Source organism: Mesotoga sp. Brook.08.105.5.1 (assembly GCF_002752635.1).
In the GTDB taxonomy this organism is placed as follows: Bacteria; Thermotogota; Thermotogae; order Petrotogales; family Kosmotogaceae; genus Mesotoga.
The window spans coordinates 21,317-45,241 of the sequence record NZ_AYTW01000031.1 but is presented as its reverse complement, the minus strand read 5'-3'; the positions used below and the strand labels follow the sequence as shown (position 1 = coordinate 45,241).

23 protein-coding genes, 2 tRNA genes and 1 riboswitch are annotated in these 23,925 nt (G+C 45.8%); of the genes, 18 read left to right on the top strand and 7 right to left on the bottom strand.

Annotated features, from left to right (window positions below):
* Window positions 1-42: 42 nt before the first annotated feature.
* The 8 genes from V512_RS10455 to V512_RS15130 all read left to right on the top strand — a co-directional run bounded on the left by V512_RS10455 (window position 43) and on the right by V512_RS15130 (window position 6,621).
* Window positions 43-276: a DUF2007 domain-containing protein gene (locus tag V512_RS10455; protein ID WP_099830408.1), complete on the top strand. Its 234-nt coding sequence runs from the start codon at window positions 43-45 to the stop codon at window positions 274-276.
* Entirely contained in the window at window positions 269-1,375 is a 1,107-nt protein-coding gene (gene gcvT, locus V512_RS10450; RefSeq protein WP_099830407.1) for a glycine cleavage system aminomethyltransferase GcvT, read from the top strand. The genes V512_RS10455 and gcvT overlap by 8 nt, the downstream gene beginning before the upstream one ends.
* A 14-nt stretch (window positions 1,376-1,389) precedes the next feature.
* Window positions 1,390-1,761 (top strand): glycine cleavage system protein GcvH, encoded by a 372-nt coding sequence (gene gcvH, locus V512_RS10445; RefSeq protein ID WP_099830406.1) that lies wholly within the window; start codon window positions 1,390-1,392, stop codon window positions 1,759-1,761.
* Window position 1,762: 1 nt separating this feature from the next.
* A complete protein-coding gene (gene gcvPA / locus V512_RS10440) occupies window positions 1,763-3,109 on the top strand; it encodes an aminomethyl-transferring glycine dehydrogenase subunit GcvPA (protein WP_099830405.1) in 1,347 nt (448 codons plus the stop codon).
* Window positions 3,106-4,554 (top strand): aminomethyl-transferring glycine dehydrogenase subunit GcvPB, encoded by a 1,449-nt coding sequence (gene gcvPB / locus V512_RS10435; protein ID WP_099830404.1) that lies wholly within the window; start codon window positions 3,106-3,108, stop codon window positions 4,552-4,554. The genes gcvPA and gcvPB overlap by 4 nt, the downstream gene beginning before the upstream one ends.
* Before the next feature lie 43 nt (window positions 4,555-4,597).
* Window positions 4,598-4,674, top strand: a tRNA-Thr gene (locus V512_RS10430).
* A 294-nt stretch (window positions 4,675-4,968) separates the two neighbouring features.
* Entirely contained in the window at window positions 4,969-6,369 is a 1,401-nt protein-coding gene (locus tag V512_RS10425) for a PAS domain S-box protein (RefSeq protein WP_099830403.1), read from the top strand.
* Between the two features lie 153 nt (window positions 6,370-6,522).
* A complete protein-coding gene (locus V512_RS15130) occupies window positions 6,523-6,621 on the top strand; it encodes an ATP-binding protein (RefSeq protein ID WP_308410403.1) in 99 nt (32 codons plus the stop codon).
* Between the two features lie 64 nt (window positions 6,622-6,685).
* Here the strand turns inward: V512_RS15130 and V512_RS10415 are convergent, their stop codons facing one another.
* The 6 genes from V512_RS10415 to yajC form a co-directional block, all read right to left on the bottom strand.
* Window positions 6,686-8,395: an NAD+ synthase gene (locus V512_RS10415; RefSeq protein WP_099830402.1), complete on the bottom strand. Its 1,710-nt coding sequence runs from the start codon at window positions 8,393-8,395 to the stop codon at window positions 6,686-6,688.
* Window positions 8,392-9,294 (bottom strand): phospholipase D-like domain-containing protein, encoded by a 903-nt coding sequence (locus V512_RS10410; protein WP_099830401.1) that lies wholly within the window; start codon window positions 9,292-9,294, stop codon window positions 8,392-8,394. Before V512_RS10410 ends, V512_RS10415 begins: the two co-directional genes overlap by 4 nt.
* Before the next feature lie 44 nt (window positions 9,295-9,338).
* Window positions 9,339-9,414 (bottom strand) — tRNA-Ala (locus V512_RS10405).
* A gap of 54 nt (window positions 9,415-9,468) precedes the next feature.
* Entirely contained in the window at window positions 9,469-10,389 is a 921-nt protein-coding gene (gene secF, locus V512_RS10400) for a protein translocase subunit SecF (protein WP_099830400.1), read from the bottom strand.
* Window positions 10,386-11,858, bottom strand: coding sequence for a protein translocase subunit SecD (gene secD / locus V512_RS10395; RefSeq protein WP_243392383.1), 1,473 nt, complete (start codon window positions 11,856-11,858; stop codon window positions 10,386-10,388). Before secD ends, secF begins: the two co-directional genes overlap by 4 nt.
* Before the next feature lie 99 nt (window positions 11,859-11,957).
* Window positions 11,958-12,347 carry a preprotein translocase subunit YajC gene (gene yajC, locus V512_RS10390; RefSeq protein WP_099830398.1) on the bottom strand — a complete coding sequence of 130 codons (390 nt, stop codon included), beginning with the start codon at window positions 12,345-12,347 and terminating at the stop codon, window positions 11,958-11,960.
* 154 nt (window positions 12,348-12,501) lie between these two features.
* Between yajC and frr the strand changes: the two genes are divergently transcribed.
* The 10 genes from frr to V512_RS10340 all read left to right on the top strand — a co-directional run bounded on the left by frr (window position 12,502) and on the right by V512_RS10340 (window position 23,032).
* Complete coding sequence (gene frr, locus V512_RS10385) at window positions 12,502-13,059, top strand: ribosome recycling factor (RefSeq protein WP_180977903.1); 558 nt, start codon at window positions 12,502-12,504, stop codon at window positions 13,057-13,059.
* Window positions 13,059-13,742, top strand: coding sequence for a polyprenyl diphosphate synthase (gene uppS, locus V512_RS10380; RefSeq protein WP_099830396.1), 684 nt, complete (start codon window positions 13,059-13,061; stop codon window positions 13,740-13,742). Before frr ends, uppS begins: the two co-directional genes overlap by 1 nt.
* On the top strand, window positions 13,742-14,596 hold the full coding sequence (locus V512_RS10375) for a phosphatidate cytidylyltransferase (protein WP_099830395.1): 855 nt from the start codon (window positions 13,742-13,744) through the stop codon (window positions 14,594-14,596). Before uppS ends, V512_RS10375 begins: the two co-directional genes overlap by 1 nt.
* A 12-nt stretch (window positions 14,597-14,608) precedes the next feature.
* Window positions 14,609-17,218 (top strand): alanine--tRNA ligase, encoded by a 2,610-nt coding sequence (alaS, locus tag V512_RS10370; protein ID WP_099830394.1) that lies wholly within the window; start codon window positions 14,609-14,611, stop codon window positions 17,216-17,218.
* Window positions 17,205-17,621 (top strand): ribonuclease III domain-containing protein, encoded by a 417-nt coding sequence (locus tag V512_RS10365; protein ID WP_099830393.1) that lies wholly within the window; start codon window positions 17,205-17,207, stop codon window positions 17,619-17,621. The genes alaS and V512_RS10365 overlap by 14 nt, the downstream gene beginning before the upstream one ends.
* The gene (rlmB, locus tag V512_RS10360) at window positions 17,621-18,364 is read left to right on the top strand and encodes a 23S rRNA (guanosine(2251)-2'-O)-methyltransferase RlmB (protein WP_099830392.1); all 744 of its coding nucleotides are present in this window, start codon (window positions 17,621-17,623) and stop codon (window positions 18,362-18,364) included. Before V512_RS10365 ends, rlmB begins: the two co-directional genes overlap by 1 nt.
* Window positions 18,365-18,373: 9 nt before the next feature.
* Complete coding sequence (gene mutL, locus V512_RS10355) at window positions 18,374-20,170, top strand: DNA mismatch repair endonuclease MutL (RefSeq protein WP_099830391.1); 1,797 nt, start codon at window positions 18,374-18,376, stop codon at window positions 20,168-20,170.
* 2 nt (window positions 20,171-20,172) lie between these two features.
* Window positions 20,173-20,334: riboswitch (cobalamin riboswitch) on the top strand.
* 43 nt (window positions 20,335-20,377) lie between these two features.
* Window positions 20,378-21,271: an ABC transporter substrate-binding protein gene (locus V512_RS10350; RefSeq protein WP_243392386.1), complete on the top strand. Its 894-nt coding sequence runs from the start codon at window positions 20,378-20,380 to the stop codon at window positions 21,269-21,271.
* Complete coding sequence (locus tag V512_RS10345; protein ID WP_099830390.1) at window positions 21,268-22,260, top strand: iron ABC transporter permease; 993 nt, start codon at window positions 21,268-21,270, stop codon at window positions 22,258-22,260. Before V512_RS10350 ends, V512_RS10345 begins: the two co-directional genes overlap by 4 nt.
* Entirely contained in the window at window positions 22,250-23,032 is a 783-nt protein-coding gene (locus tag V512_RS10340) for an ABC transporter ATP-binding protein (RefSeq protein ID WP_243392382.1), read from the top strand. The genes V512_RS10345 and V512_RS10340 overlap by 11 nt, the downstream gene beginning before the upstream one ends.
* On the opposite strand, the gene V512_RS10335 is transcribed toward V512_RS10340, so the two are convergent.
* A complete protein-coding gene (locus tag V512_RS10335; RefSeq protein ID WP_099830389.1) occupies window positions 23,023-23,493 on the bottom strand; it encodes a YbaK/EbsC family protein in 471 nt (156 codons plus the stop codon). The two genes, V512_RS10340 and V512_RS10335, sit on opposite strands and share 10 nt — an antisense overlap.
* Window positions 23,494-23,925: the final 432 nt, after the last annotated feature.

Here is a 23,925-nt window from a genome sequence, read left to right as displayed (position 1 = left end):
ATTACTTGGTGTATAATTTCAGGTGAAACAGGAGGTGATCGAATGAAGGTCCTCAAGTCAGGAATTCCGGAGTTTGAAGCAAAAATGTATCAGGAAATCCTTCTAAAAGAAGGAATCTTCTCGGAACTGGTGGATTCTCATTTCGCATACACCGACAGTGTTTACTTTGGTTCGGGCGGCTTGGTGGACATTATTATAGCCGACGATGATTTCGAAGAAGCCGTTCAGATCTTTGAAGACTTGCAAGAGAGGGGGAGGGAAGAAACGGATGAGTGATCTAAAGAGAACGCCGCTTTACAGCGAACATGTGAGACTAAAGGGAAAGTTGGTTGATTTTGCTGGATGGGAGATGCCTTTGCAGTTTGATTCTATAATCAACGAGCACAATCTTGTCAGGAAGAAAGCCGGCCTCTTTGATGTCTCGCACATGGGAGAAATCGAAATTGTGGGACCCGACGCTATTCGATTTTCGGACTATTTGATAACAAACTCTGTCTCTTCGCTGAAGAACGGAGCCATAGTCTATTCTCCAATGTGCAATGAAAATGGTGGGATAGTCGATGACGTATTGGTCTACAGAATAGGCAATGGAAAGGTGATGTTCGTAGTTAACGCTTCAAACAAAGACAAAGATTTCGAGTGGATCAAGAAAAACAAGGGTGCTTTCGACGTGCAAATTAAAGACGCATCCGACGACTTTGCGCAGATCGCCTTTCAGGGACCTCATGCAGAGGAGATATTACGGGAAATATCGCAGGTCAAATTGGCGGACATTCCCTTCTACCATTTCGTGTACGGCAGAGTGAACGGCATCCAGGCGTTGGTTTCTCGTACAGGCTATACGGGAGAAGACGGGTTTGAACTGTATATCGACCCTCAGGGTGCTATCCCTCTTTGGAGAAAGATACTTGAGACGGGAGCTGATTTAGGTGTGAAGCCTATCGGCCTTGGAGCAAGAGATACACTAAGGTTTGAGGCTTCCTACATGCTTTATGGCAACGAACTCACCGATGAGACAACCCCTCTTGAGGCTGGTCTCAAATGGACGGTAAAGATGGACAAAGACTTCATCGGCAAAGCTGTTCTGGAAGAACAACTAGCAAACGGGACAAAATACAAGCTCAAGGGACTAGAACTATCCGGCAGGAGTATCGCGAGGCATGGATTTGAGGTCTTTGACGGTGAGAAGAAGGTCGGTTGGATCACGAGCGGAGTATTTTCTCCAACGCTGGGCAAATCTCTCGCTCTAGCATATCTGGAAAAGGATTACTGGAAGAGCGGCTCAGAAGTGCAGGTCGAAATTCGATCGAAGAAGGCACCTGCTGTAGTTGTCAAAACACCTTTCTATAGAGGCTCTGTAAAATCGAAAAGTTAAGGAGGAGATTTGTAATGAAGAAGTTCGCGGCAACTCACGAATGGGTATCGATTGAAGGAAAGGTAGCAACAGTTGGTATTTCAGATCACGCTCAAGACCATCTGGGTGACATTGTGTATGTAGACCTTCCCGAAGTAGGCAAGTCTCTTAAGAAGGGCGATGTCTTCTGCACGATAGAGTCTGTAAAAGCGGCAAGTGACATCTACGCTCCCGTAAGTGGGAAAATCGTTGAGGTGAATGAGGAGCTTGATTCCTCACCCGAGAAGATTAACGATGATGCCGAAGGAGAAGGCTGGATAGTGAGAATTGAAGTTGCAGATGAATCGGAACTTGACAGTCTGATGGACTTGGAGGCGTATAAGAAGCACTGTGAAGAGGAGGGCTAATATGCCTGAGTTTTCTTATCTGCCCCAGACCAACAAGGATGTCGAGGAAATGCTGGAGGTAGTTGGCGTCAAGAGCGTTTCGGAGCTTTTCAAGGATATCCCCGATAAGTTTGATGTCGATATCTCAATACCCGAAAGCAAGGATGAATTCAGTGTACTCAGAGATCTGAAAGAACTTAGTGAGAAAAACATAACGCTTGAGGACCTGTCCGTCTTCAGAGGGGCCGGTGTGTACAAACACTTCGTTCCAAGCGTGGTTCAGGCGATCGCATCGAGAGGCGAGTTTCTCACCGCATATACACCTTACCAGGCAGAAGTCTCACAGGGGACTCTTCAGATGCTGTTTGAATTCCAGACGATGATCTGCGAGCTAACAGGAATGGATGTAGCAAATTCATCTATGTACGATGGCGCAAGCGCAGCTGCAGAAGCCGCGCTGATGGCTGTTAGGGTAAGAGGGGGTCAGAAGGTTCTGGTTTCGGGGTCACTTCATCCCGAGTATATAGATACGATCAAGACCTACTGTTTTGGCAGTGACATAAGCGTTGAAACCGTTGCTTTCGATTCCGAAACAGGACAGGTGGATTTTGCCGATCTAGAAAAGAAACTCACCGAGGATACTTCCGGTTTTGTGCTGGGCTACCCAAACTTCTTCGGAATAATCGAGAACATTTCGGAGGTTCGAACCAAAATCGGCGAGAAGACAATGCTTATAGTAAGCGCTGACCCAATCGCTCTCGGAATACTTGAAGCTCCCGGAAAGCTTGGAGCCGATATTGTTGTGGGAGAAGGTCAATCGTTGGGCAATTCTCCTTCATTTGGCGGACCGGGTCTAGGCTTCTTCGCGTCAAAAGAGAGCTATATAAGAAAGATGCCCGGAAGAATTATCGGAGAGACAAAAGACAGTGATGGACGCGCAGGGTATGTCATGGTTCTCCAGACCCGGGAACAACATATCAGAAGAAGTAAGGCCACATCCAACATTTGCTCGAACCATGCATTCAACGCACTGATCGCTTCAATCTACATGAGTATGATAGGTTCTGATGGGATAAGAGAGATCGCGAAAAGATCTTTTGACAAAGCTCATTATTTGGCAGAGAGAATTGGAAGAACAGATCGTGTGCGGCTGGTCTTCACAGGCCCCTTTTTCAACGAATTCGTTGCACAGTTTGACTGTAACTTGAAAGAGTTTAACGAACAGCTACTAGAAGACAAGATATTAGGACCGCTAGAACTGGAAAGGTTTAATGAAGAGATGAAGGGTTATGGGCTTATCTGTACAACAGAAGCTAATCTTAACGAGGAGATTGAGTTTTTTGCCGGCAGACTGGAGGAGATATCATGACGATTTTCGATCTTTCAACTGAAGGAAGAAAGGCCTTTCATCTCCCGAAAGAAGAGAGCTACGGTTATGACCCTTCAGATCTGCTACGTGAGGACTGGTTGAGAGAGAAGAATCCCGGTCTTCCTCAGCTTAGCGAGCTTCAGGTAATCAGGCATTACACCGGACTCTCGGAGAAAAACCACTCAGTTGATACCGGTTTCTATCCTCTTGGATCATGTACAATGAAGTACAATCCAAGGCTCAACGAGAAAGTCGCTGGTCTTGAAGGTTTCAGTCAGATACACCCGTACCAATCTGAAGAGACTGTCCAGGGAGCTTTAGAAGTGATGTTCAACTTACAGAACTCTCTGTGCGAGATCACCGGAATGAGCAACTTCACTCTTCAACCGGCCGCAGGGGCACATGGCGAGCTGGTCGGAATGCTTCTGATGAAAAAATACTTCGAACTGAGGGGTGAAAGCAACAGAAAGAAGGTTATTGTACCTGACTCAGCACATGGGACTAACCCCGCCTCGGCAGTCATGGCAGGCTTTGAGGTCGTCGAAGTACCTTCAGGAAGCAATGGAAGGGTTGCCCTTAATAGCCTTGTTGAGATGCTTGATGAAGACGTAGCAGGAATAATGCTTACCAACCCGAACACAGTGGGCCTTTTTGAAAACGAGATCTGCGAGATTCAGGAGGCCGCGCACAAGAAGGGCGCTTTGCTCTATTATGACGGCGCCAATCTCAATGCGATAATGGGCCACGCGAGGCCAGGCGACATGGGTTTTGATATCGTTCACTTAAACTTGCACAAAACCTTTTCGACACCTCATGGAATGGGAGGCCCCGGAAGCGGCCCTGTGGGAGTGAAGAGCTTTCTTGCAGACTTGCTACCTGTTCCTGTGGTTAATTTTGATGGTCGGAAGTTCTCACTTGATTACAATCTTCCGAATTCAATAGGAAAAGTTAGGAGTTTCTACGGTAATTTCGGTGTTTTACTGAAGGCTTACGCATACATATTATCCATGGGCGGCAATGGTCTCAAGAGAGCTAGCGAGATGGCCGTCTTAAATGCCAACTATCTTCGAGTCAAACTCAACAAGCTCATTCCGACTGCCTATCCCGATATATGCATGCATGAATTCGTTCTGAAAGGCAGCAAGCTTGTATCAGAATATGAAGTGAAGACCCTGGATGTTGCCAAAAGACTCCTAGACTACGGAATACACCCTCCTACAGTCTACTTTCCGCTGATTGTGGATGAAGCATTGATGATAGAACCTACAGAGACTGAGACCAAAGAGGCTCTAGATGCTTTTGCCGATACTTTCGAGAAAATTCTGAAAGAGGCAAAGGAGGATCCCAGCATACTTAAAGCTGCTCCTCAGAAGACAGTTGTCGGAAGACTTGATGAAGCAACTGCTTCAAGAAAGCCAAAGACAAGGTGGAGCAAGGGAACTTGATATTGAAACTTGAAAAGTGCTGTGATATCATAGTTTCAGCAGAGCAGGCGTAGCTTCAATCGGTCGAGCGCCGCCTTGGTAAGGCGGAGGTTGTGAGTTCAAATCTCATCGCCTGCTCCATCTTTATAACCGGACGAAAGTCCGGTTGTTTTTTGAGCATGCGAAAAAGTACTAATTTTGGATCTTATTACAATCTATGCTAGAATGAAAATGTAACTTTCTTTGCGTAGCTATAACCATCCAGTTCTCCTTGTAAGGCTTTGAACGGTATTTGTAAGCAATACGACTGTAACCTCCGGTAAGAACACTGTGAGTCTAGCTCCGTTTACGGTCAGATTTGGCAATTCTTTGCTTTTTTGGGTGGATGTATAGGTACTCTCGCTGTTCGGTGCGTTCTATTCAGGGGTGAAGTCTGTGTTTGATTTCTATTCAAAGCCAAGAATAATCCTGGTGGGAAGAAGCCAGAAGGATGCAAGAAGGTTAATTGAGGCTTTCGATGATCGTTTTGACGTCAGATACGTCGAAGAGGTGTCTGACGAGTTTGGTCGATTTTCAGATGCTATGATCTTTGATTATGTCAGTGAAGACATCATCAATAATCTTCGTGCAGGAACAATTCCATACCTTTGCCTTGTCGGAAGTGAGAAGTCAATAGAGAAGTTCTCCCTGGTACCTGGCGAGTATTTGCTAAAGGGACCGGGTTATCTGCATTATCTTCCCGAAATCGTCTACTCAATGCTTGAAAAGCACCGACTTCAGAAGACTCTGGATTTCGAGCGAGAAAAGTATATGGGACTCGTCAATAGTATGGGATGCGGAATGCTCATCCTTAGAAAGAGAGATGGAAACGTAATCTTCTGTAATAAGGTTGCGCAGAGCCTTCTCGGGTACTCAGAAGAAGAGATCGAGAAGATGAGTATACAGGATCTTTTATACGATGAACCCTTTGCCTTGCAGACTATTCTTGGTAGAGAGAACTTTGACATCGATAGAGAGATCGTAATGCTGACGAAGGCCGGGGGGAAAATCTACGTGATTTTCAACACTTCAGAAATGTTATACGGTGCAGAGAGAGTTGTACAACTAACATTCATGGACGTTTCGAAGCAGAAGAGGGATAGGGAAGAACTAATCTTCCAATGGCGTTTTCTGGACAATGCTGAGGAGATTGCGATAGCCGTTGACGAGAAGGGAAGAATAGTCTATCTGAACAGATTTGCTGCGGAGATTCATGGTTATGATCTTGAGGAAATGATAGGGGACAGTCTCACTTCGTATCTGGTGCAAGACGAGGTAGAAGCAAAGTCCATGCAATTCTCCATTATGAAGTCTGGAAAATGGAAAGGAAGACACCTGCACAAGAGAAAAGACGGTTCCGTATTTACTGTAGAAGAGAAAAGAAGTATGTTGAGAGTCGATGAGAATGTATATGAGCTTGTGATTGGAATTGACGTCACCGAGAGCATCGAGCTTCAGAAACGAGCCAATCTCCATTCACTGCTCCTCAACGGAACGGGAGACCTGGCTGTCGCGACAGACATGGAGAATAGATTGATCTACATGAATGAAGCTGCCGAAGAATACTTCAACACAAAACTCGAAGAAGAACAAGGAAGAAGTTCTAACGAAACGAATTCTAAGACTCTTCGGGCCTTTCTTGAGATGGCTGCATCTAGATCTTCTGAATCATCAGGAGAGAGAATAAGATTCCCCGCCAACAGCAACTCAGAACCCCCAGTTGAGTTCACCAAGAAGATTGTGCGCGATTCCGGCAGAGAGGTAGGCACCATCTTTCTAGGAAGGCAGACGGACTAAGTAATAAGCTGTAACAAAGATTAAGCAATTAATGGTAGTTGCATTTCCCCGCATAAGCGGCCATATTGGTTGAGTCATTCTAGATTCCGAAACCGAGCTACTATGAGTCTTGCCGTTCAAGCACCTCTTCGTGAACGACATCATGACGATTGACTGACAAGCGCAATAATTGACGGACTAGTTCATCATTGCCATCTGATCGTTTTTACGGGAAGAAGTTACAGATTTGAGCACTCTAACATAAGAGGCTAAACAGTTAATCCTGGGTTCTGGATTTTTATCTTGCCAAGTACTGTATTTCCTAGGCCAAAAACATTCAGTAATGATTTGTGATTGGCATTCTCCAGTCTTTCCCAAACGCTCTTTTGGAAACCTTTATCCCAGGAGCGCACTGCTTGCGCTTGTACTCGTTCTTTCTCAACAGTTTCAGCGAATGCTCTACTGTCGACCTTTCGAACCCCTCGAGTACGATCTCCTCCGCTGAGAGACCTTCTTCTATGTGAAACCTGAGGATTTCATCTAGAATCTCATATGGAGGGAGAGTGTCCTGATCCTTCTGACCTTCCTTAAGTTCTGCCGACGGTGCCTTCAAGAATACATTGCTCGGAATGACATCTTTCTCTTCAAGTTCATTCAAGCGTTCTGCGATCATATAGACCTGAGTCTTGTAGAGATCCTTAAGAACCGCAAGTCCACCCGCCATATCTCCGTAGAGAGTTGAGTATCCCGTTGCCATCTCACTCTTGTTGCCTGTTACAAGTACAAGCCATCCAAACTTGTTTGAAAGCGCCATGAGAATGTTTCCCCTGATTCTTGCCTGCAGGTTTTCTTCAGTAACATCTTCCGCTGCATCCTTGAAGGTAGTCTTTAAGGCCTTTAGAGTAGAATCCACTATGCTCTCGATCGGTACCTCAAGGATCTCAATTCCCAGATTCTCTGCAAGCTCCATTGCATCTCTTCTAGACTCATTCGAGGTTATTCGTGAAGGCATGAACACGCCTTTGACATTGTTTTTACCTATCGCCCTTACTGCAAGAGCCGCTACTAGGGAGGAGTCCATTCCTCCACTTAGCCCAAGAACTATCCTCTCGAAGTTGTTCTTCTTCAAGTAGTCTCCTATACCAAGTTCCAAAGCGGCTATCAACTCGTCGCATTTACTCAGTTCTGATTCTCTTCGAACAGCAAGCTCTGAAGCTGTTTCTCTGTATGATGGTTCAACTGTCACTTCTTCGATACTCACGTTCTTGGAGTAGACCTTCCTTTTTCCTTCAAAGAGGTTGTATCTGGTGGAAATATCTGTGTCTATGTCCAGCACAAGCAGATCTTCCTCAAAGGCCCTCCCGACCACCAGCCTTCCGTCTGGCATTGCTACGCAGCTCCTTCCATCGAATACTAGATCATCCTGAGCACCAACCAGGTTACAGTAGGCTATGGTGCTGGAATACTCCATCGCTCTCGTCAGCAGAAGAGAAGACCGGGTTTTATGCTTCTGCGAGGTGAACGGTGAAGCAGATAGATTGAGAATAAGATTCGCTCCCGCAATAGTCTGATCATTTATTGGGCCAGACGGCACCCAGAGGTCCTCGCAAACATTGATCCCAATCTTTGCTTCGCCAAATCTAACGAGAAGCGGGTGTGCTCCTGGAGAGAAGTATCTTCTCTCGTCAAACACAGAGTAATTGGGCAAACTCATCTTTTGATAGACTGATTTGATTTCCCCTCTCTGGAGAATTGCTGCCGCGTTATAGATCTCATTGACGAAGTCAACAAATCCAAGAACGATCATTGCTTTGCTTCTGGCAGTTTGACCCGCGATTTCTTTGAGCACAGCGAAATTCTCTCTTAGAAACCCTGTATTCAGCAAGAGGTCCTCAGGCGGATAACCGGTTATCGTAAGCTCAGGGAATAGAACAATTCCTGAATCAAGCGCTGTCGCCCTGTCGATCGCTTCGATTATCTTCCTTTTGTTTCCATCAAGATCCCCAACCGTCGTGTTTATCTGAGCAAGCGCCGTCCTGACTATCATTTCGAGACCTCCCTGACGTATTCGAAATGGCTTATGAATTGATTTGCAACGTCCCTAGACTCGATTATAACAACTATCTCGCGGTTTTTTCCCCATCCGCTAAGTGATGCGTTGGCCGATCCCGTAATCACGATGTTTCGATCTATTACGAACGTTTTATCGTGAATAGTTATGGAAACACCACGTGATACCTCCATTCCGGTTGTGAGATAGTCTTTGAGCGGAGAATCTTCGTTCCAGCTGTCAACCATCCCAAAAACCCTAACCCCTTTTGAAGCACAGAACTTCAAAGCCGCGAGAATTTTGGGATCTGTAAAAGCGAACATGGCGAATCGGATCTCCTCTTTGGCACTCATCAACTCCTTGATTACTCTCTTGCGCGCTTCTTCAGAAGGGCAGAGAAATAGGGTCATATTTCCGACGCTTGTCACTCCTCTTGAGTCTCCAGTCAGAATCGCCTTGTAGTAATCAAGAAACAGGGAGGCAAGTTTTTCCGACTCAATCATGATGAAGCTATTTGAGTCCTCTCTGAGGCTACCCTCGGTGAAGTTTCCTGTTCCGAAGACCACTATTTGACTATCAACAACGATGAATTTCGAATGAACGAGCGCCGCGGTTGTGTCAGTCATAACCTTAAACTGAGGAGACTTCGCAAAGGTTCTCGAAACAGTGGAATTGTCAATCACAACCGAGACATTGAGACCTTTGATGTATAGGCGGTTGAGGCAGTCAATCACCTCCTGCTCGTCAAGGGAATAACTTACAAGAACCACTTCTTCCTGCGCTCTTTCCAGTATTTCAACTATCCTTTCAATGGCTCTCCCGTCATCGGTGAAAAAAACCGTGGGAAGAGTTACAGCAACCAATAAAATAACAACCGCCAGAAAAAATCTCTTCATACAAATCACCGTAACAAAAAAGCGGAGAACTCACGTTCCCCGCCTGGTGGAGACGAAGGGATTCGAACCCTCGGCCTATACAATGCCATTGTATCGCGCTCCCAACTGCGCTACGTCCCCACTCAAGAAAAATTATACTCTACCAGGTTTCACATTTCAAGAGGTAGACAACGATCAAGCATGCTTTCTGTTCTCGACTCGCTTGAGCCATTCGATAACCACCGGACTGGAGATGTAAAGAGAGGAGTATGTTCCAACTATCACACCAACCAGCATTCCAAATGCAAATGGCCTCAAAACCTCTCCGGAGAATATGAAGAGCGTTAGAACCGCAAGGAACGTCGTCAAAGAGGTATTGATAGACCTGACTATCACATCGTTGATGCTTGTGTTGACTACTGTCTCTATTGTCTTGCCTCTCATCTTCTTGGTGTTTTCTCTGATTCTATCGTAGACTACGATAGTGTCATTCAAAGAGTATCCAACAAGCGTAAGAAGAGATGCTACTACCGGTGCATTGAATTCAATTCCGAAAATACTGTAGAAACCCATTACGATAATCACATCATGTATCAGAGTAATAATCGCGCCAACTCCGAATGAAAACTTGAATCTAATTGTTATATACAACAACAGAAGAGCCATCGACACGATGACTGCAATCCAGGCATACCCTCTGATTTCCTGAGCTGCATAACCGGAGATTGTACTAACAGATAGAATATTACTCTCCGTTACTCCCTCGCTCTCAAGACCGGCCAGGATCTTTGATGTCACCGATTCGTCGCTTTCGCTAGTGTTAACGATTATCGAGAATCTGCTTCTTTGTTCGGAAGAACCTTCTTCAATCAAAGGCCTCTGTTTAATGATTCTAGCTGCGGCAAAGCTTGGGTCCTCTGCACTGAGGAGCTCTCGGATCTCCGCTACGGTCATGTCAATATCGGGAACGGATACGCTGATTTCAATTCCACCAGTGAAATCCACTCCGAAATTGAAGCCCTTGGTAAAGATGAAGACAAGTGAAACAAGAATCAGTACAAGAGAAAGAGCAATGAAGTACTTTCTTTTTCCAACAAAGTCAGCTTTGAAGGTCATCTTGCATCTCTCCCTTCCGTTTCAACTTCGACATAGTGATGAGGCTTCAAGCTTCCCGACATTCCAGTCAAGACCGTTCTCGACACAACGATGTTTGTGAACATGGCGCCTATAACACCGATTATCAAAGTAATAGCGAATCCCTTCACTGTACCCGTTCCAAAGTAGAAGAGAACTAGTCCGGCAAGAATTGTGGTGAGGTTCGCGTCAAAGATCGTCCATACAACTTTCGAAAATGCCGAGTCTATAGCGTTCTCTGGCGTCTTGCCCAGTCTTAGCTCTTCCTTTATCCTCTCAAAGATCAGCACATTTCCATCGACCGTCATTCCTATGGTCAGTACGATACCAGCTATACCGGGTAATGTAAGTATTGAACCGGTCAGCGAAATCATGCCAAACAGGAGGATCGCATTGTACAACAGCGCAAGATCGGCTACGAGACCCATCTTCTTATAGAAGATAACCATGTAGATCATAATAATGAAAATTCCTGCAACCCCCGCCCACAGACTTGCATTGATGATATCTCTGCCGAGAGTAGGAGAGAGAACCCTCTTATTAAAGGATGCAAGATCGACTGGAAGGTTTCCACTTCCGACCAAAATCGACACTTCTCTAGCCTCTTCAATCGAATTCAAACCTTCGATAACTGCGTTACCATCAGAGATTTGAGACTGAACAAGCGGAGCTATAATCACCCTGTCATCCAGTACTATGGCGAGTCTCTTCTTGATGTCTGAATCGGCATAAGTGGACTTCACAGAAGTGATGTCCCTGAAGGTTCGAGCACCGTCTGAACTGAACTTCAAAGAAACCATGAAACGTCCCTGGCCAGGTCTCGGTTGATTATTGACGAGAGCCTTGGCATCGGTGACTACACTTCCGTCTAGTTCAGCATAACTTGAACCTACGCTAATCATTGGACTGATAAAGTACCAGGTATTGTTCTGTACTCCGCCAACATACTCCCCGTAGTGAAGCTCCTTAACCCAGTAAGGTTCGGCTCCCTGAAGTTTCCTCCTGCTAATCTCTAGGGACATACCTGCAGGGATCGAGGGCGTAGAAACCGAGGTCTCGATAGCAAGAACATCGGCAAAGTAGAGTTTACCTGTCTTCCCAACAAGATTCTCCGCTCTCGAAACGTCAGTAATTCCAGGAATTTGGACTCTTACTCTTACCGGCGGAATATCCTCGCCAAATGAGATTCCTGTGGTCACTTTTTCTACGGTTGCCTCTGTGAATCCTGCAGCATCTAGCCTTGCCCTTAAGACTTCAATAACCCTGTCTGCAAGGGCATTCATTTCTGAATCTGACACATCGGTAACCATCTGGTACTCAAGAAGAGCTCCACCCTTTATATCAAGCCCTAACTTGATGTTTGCAGCTAATTTGTCGAGGAAGCTGCTATCGGCTGGCGCACTACCATGTGGTATTAACAGCGGGAGCAATGCTGCAATCAACACCACCATGGTGACGATCAAACGTTTTCGGTTTGCTCTCATACGGACTTTGCCCGAAAGACTCGGACAGACACCCCCTTCCAATATCTACGAATATAACTGAAACTATTACTGCTTAACATTTACGTCGGGTTCTACTTCTTCCTTTTCATTCTCACCCTTGTTCACTACAACGGCGATCGCCTTTCTTGTGACGTCCAGTTCCGTACCGGTGCCGGTCCTGATCCTGAGACTATCCGGTTTTATCATGGTAATCTTCCCGATTATTCCGCCGGCTGTGACGACTTTATCACCAACCTTAAGCTTCTCCATCATCTGCTTGAACTGCTTATCCCTCTTTCTCTGAGGCATAATTATCAAGAAGTAGAAGAAGGCAACCATAAGGACTAGCCAGATAATAATCCCCGAAAAGCCCCCAGTTGAAGCCCCAGCATCCGCCGAAGGAGCCGCTACATCTCCGGCCGGGGCATATGCTATGAAACTAAGGATTGAAAACATTTACATACCTCCTGTCATGGTTAGAGCACCTGTATGATTTTACCAGAATAGACTATCCAATTCAACTAACAAGCCTTTTTGGAGTTCAGTCGCTCATAATACGAAAAGTCTTACATGATATAATTCCGTTGACGAATGGAAGAAAGGGAGGAAGATCATGAATAGCCTGCTAAAAGATGCCGAAAGCAGAATGAAAAAAAGTGTTGAAAAGATCGTTGAAGAGTACGGTCAGATGAGAACGGGTAGACCTTCTCCTGCCCTTCTTGAGTCTGTAAAAGTCGATTATTACGGGGTCCTTACTCCGATCAATCAGATGGCGACAATCACCGTGACTGAAGAAAGATCACTGATTATTAAGCCTTGGGATAAGACCGTTCTCAGTCAGATTGAAAAGGCCATCTTTGCGTCAAAACTAGACCTTACACCAATTAATGATGGAGCAAACATTAAGCTAAATTTCCCTATACCGACAACGGAACAGAGAGAAAAATGGGTGAAGCTCGCAAGAGACAATTCGGAAAAGGGTAAAATAGCGATTCGAAACATTCGAAGGGACGCGATAAAGGAAGCTAGAGATCTTGAGAAGGCTTCTGAAATGACCGAAGATGACCTGAAGAAATTTGAGGAGGATATTCAGGAACTTACGAACAAGTACATAGAAGAAATGGACAAGGCTTTCGAGAAGAAGAGCAAGGAGATCATGGAGTTTTAATGTCCCTTCCCGTTCACGTTGCTTTCATAATGGATGGAAACGGCCGTTGGGCTCAGAGGAGAGGACTCGAGAGAATTGAGGGGCACAAGAAGGGGGCAGAAATTGCAGACTCCGCCTCTCATTGGTGTGCCGATCTCGGTATTAGTTATGTAACTCTCTATGCATTCTCAACGGAAAACTGGAGACGACCCAGGCAAGAAATAGATTTCCTTTTCCAACTGATGCTCATTTACATAAGCAGCAAGCTCGACAATATGCTGGAAGAGGGAGTGAGGATGCGCTTCATTGGAAGATTGAATGAACTCCCTCAGAAACTCAACGAGTTCACAAAAGAAATCGAGAAGAAAACCTCACTGTGCAGGAAACTGAATGTTATAGTTGCTTTGAATTATGGAGGAAGGGCAGAGATTGTCGATTCAGTCAACAGAGTTATTGAGAGCGGAAAGCATAGGGTATCTGAAGAGGATATAGAAGAGAACTTGTATCTCCCCGATGTGCCTGAACCAGACCTGATAATAAGGACTTCTGGGGAAAAGAGAGTAAGCAACTTCTTAACCTGGCAGTCGGTTTACAGCGAGCTCTTCTTCACAAGAACCTTGTGGCCTGATTTCGAGAAAGAGGAATTTGAGAGGATATTGGATGAGTACTCTAAACGCAAGCGAAGGTTTGGTGCATTGAGCTGATGAAGAAGATCTCGGAGACAAATATCAGAATAGTTACGGCTGCAGTTGTGGCACCTTTCGTGGTTCTCTGTTTCGCAAATTACTACTCCTTCATTGGTCTGGTATCTGCCGTTGTTCTCTTTTCGAACTACGAATACTTGAAGTTCAGCCTGAAGGACAGTAATCATCAGACAGTTAGAATTGCCCTGTCAGGTATTATTCCTGCAATAATCGTAATATACGGGATACTGCTTGACAGGTTCAACGATGTTGAAACTTTTGCTCCGAGACCTGAACTGATTTTCGCAGTGGGGGTAATTGCACTTGCGTCTGTGGTGATAGTAACAGTATCCAATGTTAGAAGTGCCAAAGAGATTATTGCCAATTCTGTGTTCTCATTAATCTATGTTGGTTTCGATTTGGCATTTTTCTATCACATCTATCTAGGATTTGGTTCTTCAATGGCCTTGATGGCTCTCACATCGGTGTGGCTCTTCGACACGGGAGCTTATTTCATAGGTAAACGCTTCGGTCGGATCAGAATATCTCCAAGTTATAGCCCTAAGAAAAGTCTCGAAGGTGTAATCGGAGGATATGTTACCACGCTTCTCTTCATGCTGCTTTTCGTCTCTATGAGTAAGCTCGTAGGACTCTACAACGGACCCGATCTCGGGATACCCCATTTCATGGTTCTGGCGGTTGTTGTATCCGTATTTGGCACTATTGGAGACATTGTGGAGTCGTCTTTCAAGAGGTATCACGGCGTTAAAGATTCCGGTAATCTACTTCCCGGCCATGGTGGTATGCTAGATCGAATAGATGGTGTTCTTTTTGTAACACCCATGTTCTATATATTCCTTACTCTTTTGACTTAAGGGGGCTAACCAATGAAATTCATGACCGGAGCTGAGATAAGGGAGAGTTATCTCAACTTCTTTGAATCGAAGGGCCACAAAAGAATACAGAGTGCTTCTCTTATCCCTAACGATCCACAACTGATGTTCACTGTTGCCGGTATGGTTCCTTTCAAACCAATCTTCTGGGGAAAAGTCGAAGCCACATACAAGAGAGTCACAACTTGTCAAAAGTGTGTGAGAACCAACGATATTGAAAATGTTGGTAGAACTCCCAGACATCAGACTTTTTTTGAAATGCTTGGAAACTTCTCGTTTGGAGATTATTTTAAGAGAGAAGCAATAAAGTGGGGCTGGGAGTTCGTTACGGAGCATTTGGCTCTACCGGATGAGCTCCTATGGGTTTCGATTTACCTAGATGACGATGAAGCGTTCTCAATATGGAGAGATGAAGTCGGAGTCCCCGAGAAGAAGATTGTTAGGCTTGGGAAGGCGGATAATTGGTGGGGACCAGCCGGCCCTTCGGGTCCTTGTGGACCTGATTCAGAGATTTTCATAGACAGGGGTTACGGAAACAACTGCCCTGATCCCGAAAACTGCAGTCCTGCTTGTGACTGCGGAAGATTCCTTGAATTCTGGAATCTTGTATTTACTGAGTTTAACCAGGATGAGGAAGGAAATCTCTCCTATCTAGAAAGAAAGAATATCGATACCGGATTCGGGCTTGAACGAGCTGCCTCGATTCTTCAGAATGTCGACTCAAACTTCGATACTGATCTGTTCATACCCATAATCAGGAAGATAGAAGAGCTTCTGGGAGTCAAGTACAAGGAGAAGGAAATCTCCGATGTCTCGATCAAAGTTATCGCAGATCATGCGAGATCAATTGCATTCATGGTTTCCGACGGAGTCTTACCTTCCAATGAGGGAAGGGGTTACGTGCTCAGGAGAGTCCTAAGGAGGGCTGTGAGGCACAGTTCTTTACTTGGCTACGATTCTCCATTTCTTTACAGAATAGTGGAGACGGTCGCTGAACAGATGGGGAACGTATATCCAGAGCTAAAAGACCGGCTTTCGTTTACGCAGGAAATCATAATGAAAGAGGAGGAGAGATTTCTTTCAACGCTGCTGAACGGCGAGAAGAGGCTTAAATCAATTCTAGTAGATAAGAAGGAACTGTCTGGCTCCGAGTTGTTCATTCTTCACGACACTTATGGATTTCCACTGGAACTTGTCGAAGAGATCGTTGCAGATACCGGCGTTACACTAGACAAAGAAGGTTATGAAAGAGAAATGAAGTTGCAAAGGGAGAGGGCAAGAGAGGCGTTGGGAGACAGGAAATATCTGGGAAACATCGAGGTCTACTCCAGTATCTTTCCAACGACCGGCAATTCAAAATTCACAGGTTACTCGAGACTTGAAGACAGATCGACCATAGTCGCGATTTTAAAGGACGGCGATGCCGTGGAAGCCCTTGAAGAAGGAGAGACTGGAGACGTCATCCTTGAAAAGACTCCCTTCTATCCCGAAAGAGGCGGGCAGGTAACGGACACCGGGCTTATCGAGACCGAGACAGCACTGGCTAGAGTTGAGAGTGTGTTCATTCCTTATCAAGAGATGATAGTCCACAGAATTTCAGTCGAAGAAGGAACGCTGCGGGTGAAGGATCAAGCCAGGCTAATTGTAGACACAGACCGAAGAAAAGCAATAATGAGAAATCACACCGCCACTCACTTGCTGCACGCAGCTCTCAGAAAAATCATAGGAGGCCACATTCATCAGTCTGGTTCACTGGTTCTACCTGACAGATTGCGCTTCGATTTCTCACACTTCCAGTCTTTGTCAACCGATGAGATAAATAAAGTGGAGAACATGGTTAACGAAGAGATCCTCAAAGCAAAACCAGTCGAAAAAGCAGAGAAGAGCTTCGATGAAATAAAGGGTGAAGACGTAATGGCCCTCTTTGAAGAAAAGTACGGCGACAAGGTTCGAGTAATCACTGTAGAGGGATTCAGCAGAGAACTGTGCGGAGGAACTCATGTAAACAACACCGGAGAAATCGGCCTCTTCAAGATTCTTTCGGAGACCTCCGTAGCGGCCGGAACAAGGAGAATTGAGGCAATAACCGGAACCACTTCGCTCGAATATTTTCGCAATCTTTTCAACAGACAGAAGACGATCAGAGAAGTACTTGAAGTTCCTGAGGATGTAATAATTCAGCGGCTTCAGGGCATACTCGACGAACTTAGGTCGGGAGGCCAGGAGATTGTCAGATTAAAAGAGAAGCTACTTTCAGGCGATGCACTAATGAAAGATAAGAGAATGACGGTCAAAGGCGTCAATCTGCTTATCAGAAGAGTAGAGAACGCGCCGTCCAGCGCTTTGAGAAACGGTGCAGATGTCCTCCTCAGCAAGGAAAATGGCGGCATAGTTATTATCTTCAATGAACTGGAAGATTCTATTTCTTTCGTCGTGAAGGTCGAGAAGAAACTTACTGACAGGTTCAAGGCAGGAGAAATCGCAAAGAAGATAGCCCACGACCTGGGAGGAGGAGGAGGAGGCAGGCCAGACTTCGCCCAGGCAGGTGGAAAGGATGTTTCAAAATTGGAAGCCATCATAGACAGGATCGATGAATACCTTTAATAATGAGTTTGACGATGCCTCCTTAGGCAGCCTCTTTGACGTCTCAGCCGCTCCCGACAAGCTTTCCCTTGACAGTCTTGCCTTTGTGGGAGATGCAGTGTACACTCTTTACTTCAGATTGAGGACTCTCCCGCAGGCGCATCGGAGGGCAGGTCATCAGCACAATATTGTGAAAGACTATGTAAGCGCTCCCGGTCAGAAAAAGGCTCTCGAAGAAATCGAAGGACTTCTCGATGAAGAGGAGAGGAAGATCGTCAGACGGGGTTACAATTCAAGAGGCTCGAAAAAACATGGGGACGACGAGGATTATAGAATGGCTACCGCTCTCGAGGTCCTTATTGGTCATCTATTCCTTGAGGGAAGAGTCAAAAGGATAAAAGATCTGCTCGAAAGGGTGATTTAATGTATCTCCATGGCAGAAATGTTCTGAAAGAACTGCTTGGAATCGACTCGTCACTACTGAGAATCAAACGAATACTCTTTACCAATCAGAGGAATGTCGATTCTCAGTTGCTTGAACTTGCCAACGAAGCGAAAGCTAAGGGGTTTAAAATAGAAGAGATGCCCCCGGAAAAACTCGCAAATCTCTGCCGAGAGAAGAAGCACCAGGGAGTGGTGATTGATCTCAAGGAGTTCTCATACGTGGATTCCGAAGAAATGCTCGATAATCTTGAAGAACAGAACACAGCAACCATTGTGCTTTTAGACCAGATCCAGGACCCACATAATCTTGGAGCGATTATCAGGACTTCGGTTGCGGTCGGGGCCGATGCCATTGCAATCACTTCAAGCAACTCTGCAGAAATTACTCCGGCAGTCGTAAAGGTCTCTGCAGGACTTGCCTTTAGTATCCCGGTAATCAAGATAGTCAATATGGCGCAATTTGAGAAATCTCTCAAAGAAAGAGGATTCTGGATATACGCTTCAGATATGGACGGAATCCCTTATTACGAAAACGAATATTCTGACAAATCGGCGATAATCTTCGGAAATGAGGGAAAAGGAGTCAGGCGGTTGGTGAAAGAGAGAAGCGACGTTCTCATTTCGATTCCCATGGAGAGAACGGTAGATTCACTGAATGTCGCTGCCGCTGCGGCTATTATCTTATTCGACAGACGACGCCAGCTCGCCGTACGAGGAGAGTGAACAAAACTAATGAGAATACGCGAACTGTCGTCCGATGTTGTTAGGAAGATTGCCGCAGGTGAAGTCGTAACGGGATGCTTTTCCGTAGTGAAAGAACTGGTGGAAAACAGTATAGATGCCGGTGCAACGGCTATTGAAATCGAGATCAAATCGGGCGGAAAAGAATACATAATGGTAAGAGACAACGGAAGAGGGATGACCAGAGAAGAAGCAAGCGTTGCTATTCTGCCTCATACTACCAGCAAGATTGTCTCCATAGATGATCTCGATACTCTTCTCACATTCGGCTTCCGGGGAGAGGCCCTTTCAACGATAGCCTCGGTGTCGCGCATGCGGCTGTCAACCGTCTCAGATACAGAGGAACTTGGGGTGGCTCTCGACATTGCCGGAGGCGATATCATAGGAGAGAAACCTCTCAGCGGTTCAAATGGAACTGCGGTCGAAGTCTACGATCTTCTCTATAACACGCCCGCCAGAAGGAAGTTCTTGAAATCCGCTTCAATTGAAGGCCGAATGGTAACTGAGATGGTTCAGAGGTTCATACTCGCATTCGACAAGATCGATTTCACTTATTCTCGGGATTCTCAAGTGATATTCGATACAAGGGGCCTTGAATCGGTCGAGGCCAGAGCTGCACTTATCTATCCAGGGCTTTCTGAAAAAGACTTGATACCAGTTTCGGAAAGCTCAGCAGAAATAAAGATACGGGGTTTTGTTACACTTCCAAATCGCACAAGAAAGAATAGAATGGGTGAAAACATCTTCGTGAACGGTAGATATGTGAGGCAATTTGAACTGAATTATGCTCTCGAGAGGGGTTACGGAGAGACTCTTCAAAAGGGGAATTTTCCTTTTGCAGTTCTCTTTATCGATATCGATCCTCACGAAGTCGATGTTAACATCCATCCACAGAAGCTCGAAGTGAAATTTGCGTCTACTTCATCCGTTCTGGATCAAGTGAAGAGAGCTGTACGGTCTGCCGTTAAAGGCGCCGGTCATTTCACAATCGATGTGGTTCATAGCGAAGAGAGCACCGCCGGAAGATCGGTTGAACGGAGAGATATCTCAGACATTGATCAGGAGCATTTAATAAGGGATCGCGGAATAAAACACTCCTGGAGGAACCAGAGAGTCTTCGATAACAGTGCGAGCGACACTTATGCGAAGTCCAGACTAGATCGTCACCTTTTCAGATCATTCACTCCCGCTGAAGAGCGCGAACAATCAGCAACCAAAGAAAAGAGTGTGGGAGCAAAAGCTAGCTTCATCGGCGTTTTCGGAGAACGGTATTTGATTGCGGAATTCGAGGACGGTCTCTTGTTGATCGATCAGCACGCCGCTCATGAGAGGATCATTTTCGAGGCTCTCAAAGAAAGCAAGAAGATCTCCCCTCAGAATCTTCTCATGCCGCTTGAGCTGAATCTCGAGAGGTCCAAAATGGATCTGATTATCGCGAGAGAGGAAGCGTTGAAGAAACTTGGGTTCACTTTCAATTTCGGCAATGATAAAATCATAATGGTATCCATTCCTCAAGTCATTAAGACGGAGGGTGCAATAGAGACTCTCGAGGAAATTCTAGATGAGATGAGGTTGGAAGGTCTTGAAACTCCCGAGAGGGTTTTCGATAATCTGTTAGCCTCAATCGCGTGCAAAGCGGCAATTAGGACTGGAAACAGACTTGACATAGGGCAGGCTGAAGTTCTCTTTGAAGAGTTGAAGAAGAAGAATCTTCTTGTATGCCCCCATGGAAGACCGATATCCATGGTAATAAGGCTGGAGGATCTGGACAGATACTTCTCCAGATAGCTCTCAGAAACAATGCTTCACATCAAGGGAAACCGGTGTGAATCCGGTACGGTCCCGCCACTGTAAGCGGTACGAACTCTGCACATGCCACTGGGCAACCGGGAAGGCGCAGACAGTAGATTGATCCGCAAGTCAGGAGACCTGTGTGAGGCTCAGATATCACCATCCTTCCGAGGCAGAGGGGTGGTGAAATTCCTTGCAGAAGAGGTGAGTTTTTTGAAGAGGTTTTTTGCAGTCGGCTTTATGGTACTGTTCTTTGTTCTGTCACTAGCATTTGAAATCGTGGATGATCTTGGAAGACTCGTGGCGATTGACAATCCCCCCGATAGGGTTGTCATAGCTTCGCCTGCGATCACCAGATATCTCGAAGTTCTGGGTGTATCATCCAGGATCGTAGGAGTGACTGACTGGGACCCGTATGCCTTATCGAATGAAGTGGAGAAAATAGGCAATCTCGTTCCTCTCAACCTTGAGAAGATTCTCTCGCTTGGTCCTGATCTGGTAATGATCTCTGGTGGCTTTCAAGAGCCGGAAGTTGCCAAGCTCGAGAAGATCGGGATCTCTACCTTCGTAATGAATCCAAACTCTTTCGAGGATATCTACAGAAACCTCATGGTTGTCGGCAATTTGTTCGGCATACCTGATAAAGGACGTATAACGGCGATGAACTTCAGAGATGAGGTTCTTGAAATCGCAAAAGACTCCTATAATGTTCCACAGAGTGAGAAGCCCAAAGTTGTGTATATAATGATAGTCGGTGAGGTAAGCGATATCTGGACTTGTGGAACGGGATCTTTCGTTAACCAGGCAATCGCATATGCCGGCGGAGCAAACGTCGGAGCACCTTACAGCGGAAATAACGGATGGTTTCCCGTCAGTCCTGAATTTGTTCTTAACTCCCAGCCGGACATAATTCTTGTGCCATATTATTACGAAGGCGGTCAGGAAGAGGCGGTAAAAATGATAACTTCTTACAAACCCTTTGCAGATCTTCCTGCAGTGAAGAATAACCGAGTCTACCCGCTTTACGACGGCCTAACCGCATATGCAAACCCTGATTTTGTGGACCTCGTGAAGACGTTGAAAGAGTTCTTCTATTGAAACGCGCTGCACTTTTCGCGTTTTTCTCCACAGCATCCGTACTTGGGATGCTGTGGCTCTCGAGTTTCGGAACAGTCAATTATTCGTTGAATGAGATTTTCGGCATATTTCTTGGAGACTCTTCGGAACCAGCTTCCAGTATCTATGTGAATCTCAGACTTCCGAGATTATTAGTGGCTTTCCTGATCGGCTCAGGGTTGGCGGTAGGTGGAAATGGACTTCAACTTACCCTAAAGAATCCCCTTGCAGACCCATATATTATCGGCATATCGGCAGGAGCCTCCTTTGGAGCTGTGTTGTCTTTGTTCTTGAGAGATGTTGGCAGAATATCGCTGAACATGGATCTCCTTGCTTTCGTCTTTGCCTTGTTTTCTTCATTCCTGACCTATACAATCTCCCGGAGAGGAGGGAGAATCCCTATAACAACACTCGTTCTTTCCGGAGTAATAGTCTCCTTTCTTTTCAACGCGGCGGTGACTTTTCTTGTCGTATTTGCCTGGCGAAATGTTATTACCTTGCACTTCTGGTCTCTCGGTTCTCTTTCGGGTGTTACCTGGGATGATTTTTTCAGACTACTTCCGATTATTATTCTTCAGTATGCTTTGTTCACGATAATTCGCCGAAGAATGATAATAATGGCAGCCGGAGAAGAACACGCCATAACCGTCGGAGTTCACCCGGAGCGCATAAAGTTCCTCGTATTCTTCACCGTATCAATCGTTTCGGCAATTGCAGTCGCAACAGCCGGTTTGATTGGTTTTGTGGGGCTTGTTATACCCCACATGGTTAGGCTGGCCTTTGGCACTGACAGCAAGCTGAACCTACCTGCAACTGCGATGTTCGGCGGGGTTTTTCTGGTGGTCTGCGATACCATTGCGAGAACGCTCTTTCAACCCACGGAACTCCCAATCGGTGCAGTGACTGCCCTGGTAGGCGCTCCCGTCTTCATATATCTTCTAAGAAGCAGGGAAGTGGCTAATGATGGTTGATCCAATACAGGTAAGAGATCTGCATTTCAGTTATGGAAAGGAAGAGGTTCTGAGTGGAATCGATCTGGAACTCAGGCACGGGGAAGTGCTTGGAATACTGGGACCAAACGGGAGTGGAAAATCAACTCTGATGGGTGTTATCTGTGGAATTAGAAAGAACTGGAACGGACTTGTGAAAATCATGGGAGAAGATCTTCACGGTCTCTCAACAAAAAAACTGGCAAGAATAGTATCTTACATACCACAGAGCTTCGAACCGTCATTCGATCTGAAAGTTGAGACTATTGTTTCGTTTGGAAGAAACCCACATTTGAGGGGACTGGGAAACTTAACAAATGAGGATTACATGATAATTGACGAATCGATGAGGCTTACGGAAGTATACGGATTCAAGGATCGTCCCTTCAGTACACTCAGCGGAGGCGAGAAACAGCGTGTAATAATCGCAAAGGCTCTTGCCCAGGAAGGAAAGATACTTCTTATGGACGAGTTCACAACTCATCTAGATCCGGGGCACGCAAGAAGAGTTGGAAAAATCGCGACTGATCTCGTCCGCGCAAAGGGACTAAGTGCAATAGCGATCTTTCACGATATAAATCAGGCGGTAGAGATTTCAGACACGCTCTTATTCATCAATAATGGAAGAGTGATTACTTCAGGCAAGGTCTGGGATGTCGTTACTCCGGAAATCATTAGGCAGGTTTACGACCTCAAATCAAAAATCATGCAAAACCCGGTCAGCGGGCTGCCGCTGGTAGTGTTCTACGATTGAGACATAGGATTGCTGACATCGGCTGCCTCGGCACCAGTTATCCTTACAAGTTCTTCGAAATTAGTCTCGACAGCGGAACCGGAAGTCCCCGCAGCAGGAAAAACAGTATCATACTGTTGAAGAGACTGGTCGACAATGATTTTGACTCCTGAAAGTCCAAAGGGACAAACTCCGCCTGGGGAGAAACCAGTCACTCTAAGCGTTAGGGTCCCATCGGCCAGACGAGGTTTCTCACCGGCTATCTTCTTCAGCTTCGAAAGCGAGACCTTCCGATCACCGGGGCAGACCACAAGATAAGCTCTTCCACTTTTGCAAGTGAAGAGAATCGACTTTGCAATTTGGCCGACTTTCACCTTCAACATCTGCGCAGCCGTCGTGGCTGTGGGTGTAGTCCCTTCGGGAAATTCGTAGAACTTCAGGTCGTTGGCCTTCAGTATTGCAAGCACCTTTTCTGGGATCATCGTACACCTCCGGGAAGGGAACTGAACTATGATACCACGAGCCCAAAAGTCGAATCGAAAATTCATTATCGAAGTGGAGAAGAAAATCCTACACAAAAAGCTTCGCTTAAATGAAAAGTGCCCACTCCTTCTGCGAAATTTCTCTATTCAAATATACATTCCATTACTTCAATTAAGAAATCGAAAAAGGTCATATAGATGCGATACACAAATACTCTTATTTGCAGTCGCAAGCGAGACCTTTTTAAGTTCATTTTCACTCTCTCCATTAGTACCGGGCCACTCTCGATAAAAATCCAACAATGACTGCAGTAACGCATGTTTCTATAGACTCTTTAGGCAGTTCGTCACAACCTTGAAGGCAGCTTGCCGTTATCTTCCTTACCGCGACAATCCAGCCTCCCTCTGACTCCCAATGGCCCTCTTCCAATA

Bases quoted from the DNA above. Each gene is read 5' to 3' on its own strand.
- V512_RS10455 (WP_099830408.1), top strand. From the start codon at position 43: ATGAAGGTCCTCAAGTCAGGAATTCCGGAGTTTGAAGCAAAAATGTAT.
- gcvT (WP_099830407.1), top strand. From the start codon at position 269: ATGAGTGATCTAAAGAGAACGCCGCTTTACAGCGAACATGTGAGACTA.
- gcvH (WP_099830406.1), top strand. From the start codon at position 1,390: ATGAAGAAGTTCGCGGCAACTCACGAATGGGTATCGATTGAAGGAAAG.
- gcvPA (WP_099830405.1), top strand. From the start codon at position 1,763: ATGCCTGAGTTTTCTTATCTGCCCCAGACCAACAAGGATGTCGAGGAA.
- gcvPB (WP_099830404.1), top strand. From the start codon at position 3,106: ATGACGATTTTCGATCTTTCAACTGAAGGAAGAAAGGCCTTTCATCTC.
- V512_RS10415 (WP_099830402.1), bottom strand. From the start codon at position 8,395: ATGATAGTCAGGACGGCGCTTGCTCAGATAAACACGACGGTTGGGGAT.
- V512_RS10410 (WP_099830401.1), bottom strand. From the start codon at position 9,294: ATGAAGAGATTTTTTCTGGCGGTTGTTATTTTATTGGTTGCTGTAACT.
- secF (WP_099830400.1), bottom strand. From the start codon at position 10,389: ATGACCTTCAAAGCTGACTTTGTTGGAAAAAGAAAGTACTTCATTGCT.
- secD (WP_243392383.1), bottom strand. From the start codon at position 11,858: ATGGTGGTGTTGATTGCAGCATTGCTCCCGCTGTTAATACCACATGGT.
- yajC (WP_099830398.1), bottom strand. From the start codon at position 12,347: ATGTTTTCAATCCTTAGTTTCATAGCATATGCCCCGGCCGGAGATGTA.
- uppS (WP_099830396.1), top strand. From the start codon at position 13,059: ATGTCCCTTCCCGTTCACGTTGCTTTCATAATGGATGGAAACGGCCGT.
- V512_RS10375 (WP_099830395.1), top strand. From the start codon at position 13,742: ATGAAGAAGATCTCGGAGACAAATATCAGAATAGTTACGGCTGCAGTT.
- alaS (WP_099830394.1), top strand. From the start codon at position 14,609: ATGAAATTCATGACCGGAGCTGAGATAAGGGAGAGTTATCTCAACTTC.
- V512_RS10365 (WP_099830393.1), top strand. From the start codon at position 17,205: ATGAATACCTTTAATAATGAGTTTGACGATGCCTCCTTAGGCAGCCTC.
- rlmB (WP_099830392.1), top strand. From the start codon at position 17,621: ATGTATCTCCATGGCAGAAATGTTCTGAAAGAACTGCTTGGAATCGAC.
- mutL (WP_099830391.1), top strand. From the start codon at position 18,374: ATGAGAATACGCGAACTGTCGTCCGATGTTGTTAGGAAGATTGCCGCA.
- V512_RS10340 (WP_243392382.1), top strand. From the start codon at position 22,250: ATGATGGTTGATCCAATACAGGTAAGAGATCTGCATTTCAGTTATGGA.
- V512_RS10335 (WP_099830389.1), bottom strand. From the start codon at position 23,493: ATGATCCCAGAAAAGGTGCTTGCAATACTGAAGGCCAACGACCTGAAG.